Source organism: Zavarzinella formosa DSM 19928, assembly GCF_000255705.1.
GTDB classification, from domain to species: Bacteria; Planctomycetota; Planctomycetia; order Gemmatales; family Gemmataceae; genus Zavarzinella; species Zavarzinella formosa.
In genome coordinates this window covers 76,606-85,732 of record NZ_JH636446.1, presented here as the reverse complement: position 1 = coordinate 85,732, position 9,127 = coordinate 76,606, and the positions used below count along the sequence as shown (strand labels likewise).

The window sequence follows — 9,127 nt, the reverse complement described above, 5'->3', positions numbered from 1 at the left end:
GGCATTCACTCACTCGTACTCACGTCGCACCGGCGAGAACTGGATCGATTTTCTGGAGCGGGTCGAGCGATGGCTCCCGGCTGGCATCACCCGCGTCTACGCCGTCCTCGACAACCTGGCCGCCCACGGATCCCGCGACGTGCTGTTGTTCAACGTGGCATGCCCGCGATGGGAGTTTGTCTTCCAGCCGGTCGCGGCGGCGTACTTGAACCTGATCGAGCCGTGGTGGAAGATCCTGCGGTCCCTGGCGCTCAAGGGCCGACGATTCGGGACATGGGAGGAGATCGTTGAGGCGGTGAACCGGGCGACGGCTTACTGGAACTCGCACCGACATCCATTTCACTGGGGCCGACGACGGCGTCACCGGCCCCGTCGGCCGGCCGGCGTCGCCACCCCGCCATCTGTGCGATAACTTGGCGGATGCACCAGTTAGAGGACTTGAAGGAACCGCTCACCCGGCGGTGCGACTGGCTCGCTCGGCATCCCGACACAGTTAAGGGAGCCGTCGGATTCCATTGGGCGGTCAAACTCGGATGATTACGGTTCAACGAGATTCGGTATAACTCGTCAGCGAGAAGGTTCCGTCGGCTTGGATGACGCCGGTGGGAAGCGTCGGCGTGGCCGAGACCGACCCGTCGGCCGGGGAAAGATCACCGAGAGGCCCGTCACCGGGGCGCCGGTTCGGATCACCTTGCCGGTGGTCTTGCGGACCCCCACCCGTTCTTCCTTGCCGCAGCCGGTCACGAGCATCAATCCGAGCGTCAGGCAAACCAATCCAATCAACCGCGAATTCATGAATGTCCGTCAGGGAAGAGCGTTGAGTTCGCCATAGGCCCGTGTCATCAAGTCCACAAACACGCCGGAGGTCACCCGTTCGGAGACAAAGCGAACGGAGCCATCGCACAAGACGATGTTTACGCCACAGTGTGTGTAATCTGTAAAGCAAGTGGTCGTTCGAGCAATTCATGATGCACGGCCCCGGTTGGTCGAGGCCGTCGAAAGTCGAGCCGTAGAAGTGGAAAGAGCCGGAGGTCGTGTCGCCCCAACCGCCGCCGTGGCTCGGCAGCATTCCGACGCCTACGTTGGAGGCTCCCAACGGCGTGCTGGAACCCAATTGTTTTCCGGGCGTCCCGATGCTGCCGGGGCGGGTTGGATCGTCCGTCATGTCCTTGCGGCCGACGTAGTAACGCGGATGTCCCGCCCCTTCGCCGAGCAAGAGCGTGTTGGAAAGACCGTCAGTGATGGCGGAAAATGGCGTGTTGACGTCTGGCTGCAAGTTGACGTCTGGCTGCAAGGCGTTGATGTTCACGTAAGTGTCCGTCGGGGTAGCGTCCTGGAGGCCGTCACCCCGGCCGGTTGCTTGCCGACCAGATCCCAGAGGTAAATCACGGTTCCCGTGACGGGGTGATAATCGGCGATAGCGGCGAAATATGTGGGAATGGGAGTCCCGGTTCTCGACCAGTTGTATTGGTAAGTCTTCGGCACGCTTCCCGGTGTGGCGGGGCACAACCAAGTCGCAATTGAATTGAGAATGACAGCCTGATTGTTCGTGCTGTTCAGGTTTTCATTCATGCGATATTGCAAGGCCAAGTTGCCCTGTTCGCAGTACGCCGAAAGCGGCGGCCCCATCCGCAGGTCACCGGCGTTCGCGTGTAACTCGGCGGCAGCGCGCCGTTGGCCGATTCAAAATTGTGGTATGCCAAGCCGAGTTGTTTCAAATTGTTCTGACATTTCACGCGGTTGGCCGCATCGCGGACTTTCTGAACGGATTGCTTTTTGGGTGAAACTATCGTGCCCCGCCTGTTTCTCGAATCTGCGTATGAGGCTGGTCAATAACTGGGGTCGTTGATCGTCTCTCCCCCGGCGCGAGTGCTTAAGGCTCTCCAAGGGGCCAGTCCGATTCTGTTCGAGACAAACCGGACTGAGCCATCGGCTAGCAGCATGTTCACGCCGCCAAGGTGATTGCTGCGGGCCGCCTTGAACCCCACGGCCGTGTATTGTTGCGGGCCGACCGTGGTGACGTTCGCCACGCAGTCGTAGTTCGGGTCGTTCGGTAAGTAGAAGTGGTTGTAGCTGGCGCAACGAATCTCCCCGGAAGCCCAGAGGTAGCCGCGGCGTTTCTCAAAGTTCCAAAAACTTGCCCCGACGCAGGCCGTCGGCGTGAGGGGCGGCGTCACGGTGGCATAGACTTTTTGCACGCTGGCCGGGATCGGGCCGGAGGCTTTCTCCCCGCCTTCCCCCAAGGTGCTTTCCGAGAAGGCTGCCGTGTTCGACAGGCCGTCCGTGACTTCCGCGAAGACGCCGGAGACAGCGGCCCGGAAAAGCCCGTCCGCATCCCAGGGAGAGCCATACGGCGCGGCCCCGGCGGTGGCCCCCGTGCCGATGCAGGCCCCGTAGTTGACCGGGCCGACTACCGGAACCCCGTACACGGATGTTCCGTCCCCGCCGGCGACCGGGAGCATCTTGTCACTGGGGCACAGGAACAGAGGAACCGTCTGCTGAACCGCGAACTGGTTTTCCGGCAGGATCGAGAGCGAAGGGAGGCCGTACATCGGCAGATCCAGATTCATCCGGTTGTAGATGGCGGTCTGCTCCAAGTAGGGATTCAGCTTGGCCAGCGCGCTCCACGAGTAAAAGTAATTCGGCACGATGCCAACATAAGGCGGTTTGGCGGCGGCCGGGAAAACGGGGGGCAGATTGCCAAGCCCGCTTTCATGGTTGTGAAGGGCAAGGCCGATCTGCTTGAGGTTGTTCTGGCATTTCATCCGGCTGGCCGACTCTCGGATTTTTTGGACGGCCGGAAGCAACAGCCCGATGAGAACGGCAATAATTGCGATCACCACCAGCAATTCGATCAGAGTGAAGGCCGTCCGGTCGATCCGGCGATGGATGAAAGTTGACATGCGGGCGAAATTCAAATCCATGTTTTCACCCTCCGGCCAGCATGAATAAACAACAGTGTCCCGGAGTTTTGTCGGGAAGAAGATGACAATTGTTTGTTGATCTCCCCAAACCACCCAAATTTCCAAAAACCGACAAATCATCTCTGGTCAACATATTGACACATGCCATTGTGTCAATATGTTGACTTCGATATCCGTCGTAAGATGCGTCCCGACAACCATTTCGGGACTGAAACAACTGTTTTTCATCTCGACGAACCGCACCCGGCCTGATCTCTTTCCCTCTCGGAGTCATCCATGTTTCGGTTAGCGTATGGTCTGCTTTCTGTTGCAAAAAACCGATCCGAAACATTGTCAGGTGACAGAGCCGCCCGCCGGAAGGCCCGTTTGGGGGTGGAAAACTTGGAGTCCCGGCTCACGCCGGACGCCACGCTGATTGCCGCGTCCTATTTCGACAGCGCGATTTACAAGTTCAACGCTTCCACGGGACATCTCGCCGGAACGCTGGTGGCGCCGTCATACTCTCCCGGAATCACGACTGGCCTGTCCGGGCTGACCATCGGGCGGGACAATAATCTTTACATCAGCAACCAGAGCAGCATTGCCTCCCCGGACAATGACTCGATCCTGCGTTACGATGTCACGACTAACACGCTCTCGACGTTCATCGACAAAAACACGCTCAACGCCATTGCCGCCGCGTTCGGAACCCCCGACAACCCAAGCCCGCACTTCTCCCCGGCTGGATTGCTCTTCGGTCCGGATGGCGACCTTTACGTCAGCCTCAATGCCGGCCAAAGTTCGAGCGCGGGCCGGATTGTCCGGTTCGACATGAACTATAACGGACAAGTCCCGCAATATGCCGGCACGTCAACCACGTTCGGAGACGGTCTCGTCCAGCCCTCTCGCTTGTTGTTCGGCACGGCCCAAGGTGACACGGACACCCTCTATGTCGCCGGTGTGACGGGTGTGTCCAAGATCGAGGACGTCAGTGCGGCCACCTCATCAACAGCCGCTGCTCCGTTCATTTTCGCCAACTTCATTGATCCCACCGGGCCGGAATATGCCTCCGGGCTGGCTTGGGCGCCGGACGGAGATTTGCTCGTCGTCGATTTGGGGCCGAACCAACCCACCTACAACGGGCAGGTTCTGCGGTACAATCCCGATGGAACCCATGACGCCACTGATCCGGTCTTCACACCGGCCTTCAGTCTGGCGGGTCAATTCCCGTCAGACGGGATTTTCGATCCTCAGGGTAATTTCCTCACCGCCAACCTTGGCCCGGCTTACCCGCCCAATCTGCAGGGGTCGATCACCCGATTTAGGGCCGATGGAAGTTTGGACACGTCCCTGAACGCCACAGGCACCTTGGTCAGCAGCGCCAGCTTCCCGAACACCGTCCCCGGATTCTCGGGTATCTCCCCGACCCAACTGGCCCTCATCCCCAATCAGGCCCCGGTGGTCACGGTTCCTGCCGGCAGCGTGAATTACACCGAAGACCAAGCGGGCGTGGTTGTCACCACCTCCGGCACGGTGACGGACCAAGACTCGCCGACCTTTAGCTCGGGCACGCTGACGGTGAGCCTCACGTCCAATGGCACGGTCAACGATGTGTTGGAGATCAGAAACCAAGGAACTGGAACCGGCCAGATCGGAGTCTCGGGAAGCAACGTGACGTTCGGCGGCACAGTCATCGGCACGTTCACCGGCGGCACGGGAGGCACAAGCCTCGTCATCACGTTCAACACTGCTTCCACGCCGGCCGCCGCCCAAGCCCTGCTTCGCAATATTACGTTCAAGACAGTCACCCAAGCTCCTTCGCCGCTGACCCGGACGGTCTCGTTTGTCCTGAAGGATGAGGACGGTGCGACTGCCGCGACGGCCACCAAGACCGTCACCGTCACCCCGACCAACGACGCCCCGGTCGTCACAACAAACAGCACCTTGACAGTGGCCGAGAACAACACCATCGTCATCCCCCAAGCCAAATTGGAGGCAACCGATCCGGACGGGGATGTCACCCCCGCGCAACTCACCTACACGGTGACGGTGGCCCCGGTCCACGGCACGGTTCTCAAGAGCGGCGTCCCGACGACGACGTTTACCCAAGCCGATATCAATGCAGGCGCGATCTCCTACCAGAACAACGGCGACGAATCGGCCACGGATTCGTTCAAGGTCACCGTCAGCGACGGCTCTTTGTCCTCGGCCGCAGCCACATTCAACATCAATGTGACGCCGGTCAACGATGCCCCGGTTCTGTCAACCAACGTCGGCCTGACCTCGCCGGAAAACGGAACGGTGACGATCACCAAGGCCACCCTTGAAACGACCGACCCGGACAACACACCCGCTCAATTGACTTACACTGTGACGACGGCTCCGACTCATGGCGAGATCCACAAAGGCGGTGTCTCGGTGACCACGTTCACCCAAGCCGACATCAACGCCGGGCTCATCAGCTATGTGAATGATGGCACGATTGGCATCACCAGCGATGATTTCTCGTTCAGCGTAAGCGACGGCGAGGCCCCCGCCGTGACGGGAACTTACCCCATCACCATCACGCCGATCAACCATGCCCCGAGCGTGACCATCAACACCGGCGTGACCGCCCTTGAGGCTGGCTCGGTCGTCTTCAGTCAAACGACATTGGAAGCAACGGACGTGGACGGCGGCACCCCACCCGCCCAGATCGCCTATACAGTGACTTCCGGCCCGGACCACGGCGTCATTAAAATTGGCGGCGTCGCCGTGACCACATTTACCCAAGCCGACATCAACGCCGGCTTGGTCAGTTATGTGAACAACGGAGACGAGACCACCAGTGACTCGTTCTCTGTCACCGTCAGCGACGGGACGGATGCCTCACTCACGCCGACCGTGGTGCCTCTCACGATCACGCCGACCAACGATCCCCCGGTCGTGGCCACCAACCTCGGAATGACCGCCGCCGAAAGCGGTTCCGTGGTGTTCAGTTCATTGAAACTGGAAGCCACCGACCCGGATGTCGGCACGCTGCCTTCGCAACTCGCCTACACAGTCACCGTCCTCCCGGCTCACGGCTCGATTCAAATTGGCGGCGTCCCGGTGACCACATTCACCCAAGCTGACATCAATGCCAGCTTGGTCAGCTATGTGAACAACGGGGATGAGACCACCTCGGATTCCTTTACCGTCACCGTCAGCGACGGAACGGATTCTACTTCCCCGGCCGTGGTTCTGCTGACGATCACGCCGACCAACGATCCTCCGGTCATCACCACCAACACCGGGCTGACGGTCGCCGAAAATGACTCTGCTCCTTTCGGACTGGCCAGTCTGGCGACGACCGACCCGGACAACACGCCAGATCAACTCACTTACACGGTGACATCCGCTCCGGCTCACGGCACCATCCGCAATGACGGCGTCGCGGTGACCACGTTCACCCAAGCGGATGTGAACGCCGGTCTTGTCACGTATCAGAACAACGGGGACGAGAACGCCAGCGATTCCTTCACGGTCACCGTCAGCGACGGTTCGCTGACATCTTCCCCGGCCGTCGTCCATCTGGTGGTGACGCCGGTGAATGACGCCCCGACCATCGCGGTCAACGCCGGCGTGACGGTCACCGAAAATGGCTCTGTCACCATCACCACGGCCAAACTGTCCGCAACCGACCCGGACAACACACCGGCCGAACTCACTTACACGGTGACCACCGGAGCGACTCACGGAACCCTGCTCAAGAGCGGTATTCCGACAACCACTTTCACCCAAGCCGACATCAACGCCGGGATCATTTCTTATCACAACGACGGCAACGAATTCATCGCCGATGCATTCACCGTCACCGTGAGCGACGGAACCGTCACGACGCCGGCCTTCACGGTCGCCATCACGATTACGCCGGTCAACGACCCCCCGACGATCGCCGTCAACACCGGGGTAACGGTTCTCGAAAATGGTTCCGTGTCCTTCAGCACGGCCAGCCTGTCGACGACCGATCCAGACAACACACCCGCCCAACTCACTTACTCGATTCAGATCGGCAATGGCCCCGCTCACGGTGAAATTCGCAAGAACGGCGTCGCCGTGACGTCGTTCACCCAGGCTGATGTCAACGCCGGATTGATTAGCTATGTGAACAACGGTGACGAAACCACCAGCGACTCATTCACCATCAACGTGAGCGACGGCACCCTGAGCGCCGGGCCGGTGACCGTCAACATCACCGTGACGCCGCAAAACGATCCCCCGACGGTGACGACCAACCTCGGTCTGACCGTCAACCAAAACACCTCGGGAGAGGTTTCCCAAGCGAAACTGGAAGCCACCGACCCGGACAACAGCGCCAGCCAGTTGACTTACACCGTCATCACGTCGCCGACACACGGAACATTGCTCAAGAGCGGCACCCAGACGACGACGTTTACCCAAGCTGACATCAACACCGGGACGATCAGTTATCTGCAAAACAATACCCGTTTTGCCATTGATTCGTTTGTCTTCACGGTCAGCGACGGAACCGTGACCTCGGCTCCGACCACGTTCATCATCAACGTGAACACCGTGCCTTTGGTGACCACCCAACCGACCGCCCAATCAGGCTTTGCGGGCACACTGGTCACTTTCACGGCGGCGGCCAGCGGCAACCCGGCTCCGACGGTCCAGTGGCAGATCAGCACGGACGGCACGACCTTCACCAATATTCCGGGCGCCATCACCGGAACCTACGCGTTCGCTCCCGCCGCCGCGCAGAACGGCAATCTGTACCGGGCGGTGTTCACCACCCCCGCCGGATCAGTCCCCAGCGACCCGGCCTCGCTGACGGTGAAATCCGGTTTGGCGGTCTTGGCCAACCCGGTTGACACGACCATCCAAGTCGGTCAAACCGCAAACCTCATGGCCAACGCCACCGGAACGCCGAAGCCGACGGTTCAGTGGCAGGTCAGCTTCGACGGGGGCACGACCTTTGCCAACATCCCCGGAGCCACGCGGACGCTCCTGAGCGTCAAGGGACTTCCGGCCCAAGATGGCAATCTCTACCGGGCGGTGTTCGCCAACACCACCGGCCAGGCCATCACGCAGGCCGCCACGCTGACGGTTAACTACACGCTAAAACTGGCCACGCTGGGCCAAGCGGTCACCGTGCCGACCGGGACCGACGTGACATTTACCGTGCAGCCGAAGGGTTCCCCGGCGCCAACGGTGCAGTGGGAATCGAGTTCGGACAGGGGCAAGACTTATCAACCGATCCTCGGGGCCACCTCGGCCACGCTGACCTTCACGGCGACCGTTGCCGACACGGGCAAGCTTTACCGGGCCGTCTTGACCAATGCCAATGGCACCGTGAAGACCGGGGCCGCGACCCTGACGGTCATTGACCCGCCGGTCCTCGCGACCAGCCCGATTGATTCGACCATCCTCTCCGGGGGAATGGCGACGTTCACGGCCACAGCCGCCGGCACGCCGAAGCCGACGGTTCAATGGCAGGTCAGCGCCGATGGCGGTTTGACTTACTCCAATATCGCCGGTGCCGTCGCGGCGACCTATAAGGTGAAGGCGACCGGGCTTCTTGATGGCAACAAGTACCGGGCGGTGTTCACCAATACCGGCGGCCAAGTGGTCACCACGGTGGCCGCCCTGACTGTGACATCGGTTCCGGTGATTTCTCTCGCCCCGAAGGCCCAGACTGTGGTTCTCGGAAACACGGTGACATTGATTGCCCAAGCCAAGGGATCGCCAACGCCGACGGTGCAATGGTTCGAGAGTTCAAACAAAGGCAAGACGTACACCGCGATCACGGGAGCCACATCGGCCGCGTTCACATTCACGCCGACGGCTCTTGACAGCGGGAAACTGTACCAGGCGGTCTTCACCAACGCAAAGGGTTCGGTCAAGACTGTTGGCGTCGCCCTGACGGTGAACATCCCGGCGGCCGTGGCGCTTGACCCCGTGGGCCTGACGGTCAACGCCGGCCAGATGGCCTCGTTCGCCGTCACCGTCACCGGCAGTCCGAAGCCGACGATTCAGTGGCAGGTCAGCACGGACGGGGGAACAACCTTCACTAACATCAAGGGAGCCGTCGCGGCGACCTACAAGGTGAAGGCGACCGGGTTGCTCGACGGCAACAAATACCGGGCCGTGGTCACCAACTCGGCCGGCACGGACACTTCCGCCGCCGCCGACCTGATGGTGATCTCGGCCCCGGTTCTCGGGTGACGGGCAAGTTGGATTGG

Annotated in this window: 6 protein-coding genes; 2 read left to right on the top strand and 4 right to left on the bottom strand. The window is 60.7% G+C overall.

Going from position 1 to position 9,127, the window contains the following annotated elements:
• Window positions 1-412 (top strand): transposase (locus BGIM_RS53935; protein WP_020474272.1); only part of this gene is annotated, 412 nt, incomplete at its 5' end.
• A gap of 132 nt (window positions 413-544) precedes the next feature.
• Here BGIM_RS53935 and BGIM_RS68670 read toward each other — a convergent pair.
• From BGIM_RS68670 to BGIM_RS0134735, 4 genes are read right to left on the bottom strand one after another with little or no spacing between them, the layout of a single operon-like run.
• Complete coding sequence (locus tag BGIM_RS68670; RefSeq protein WP_029631210.1) at window positions 545-1,309, bottom strand: hypothetical protein; 765 nt, start codon at window positions 1,307-1,309, stop codon at window positions 545-547.
• Window positions 1,306-1,629, bottom strand: a complete 324-nt coding sequence (locus tag BGIM_RS67430) for a hypothetical protein (protein WP_020474271.1) — start codon at window positions 1,627-1,629, stop codon at window positions 1,306-1,308. Before BGIM_RS67430 ends, BGIM_RS68670 begins: the two co-directional genes overlap by 4 nt.
• Window positions 1,569-1,790 carry a DUF1559 family PulG-like putative transporter gene (locus tag BGIM_RS68450; RefSeq protein ID WP_084760278.1) on the bottom strand — a complete coding sequence of 74 codons (222 nt, stop codon included), beginning with the start codon at window positions 1,788-1,790 and terminating at the stop codon, window positions 1,569-1,571. The genes BGIM_RS67430 and BGIM_RS68450 overlap by 61 nt, the downstream gene beginning before the upstream one ends.
• Before the next feature lie 39 nt (window positions 1,791-1,829).
• Window positions 1,830-2,924: a DUF1559 domain-containing protein gene (locus tag BGIM_RS0134735; protein ID WP_202947360.1), complete on the bottom strand. Its 1,095-nt coding sequence runs from the start codon at window positions 2,922-2,924 to the stop codon at window positions 1,830-1,832.
• A 276-nt stretch (window positions 2,925-3,200) separates the two neighbouring features.
• Between BGIM_RS0134735 and BGIM_RS0134730 the strand changes: the two genes are divergently transcribed.
• Window positions 3,201-9,110, top strand: coding sequence for a cadherin-like domain-containing protein (locus BGIM_RS0134730; protein WP_020474269.1), 5,910 nt, complete (start codon window positions 3,201-3,203; stop codon window positions 9,108-9,110).
• Window positions 9,111-9,127 lie beyond the last annotated feature (17 nt).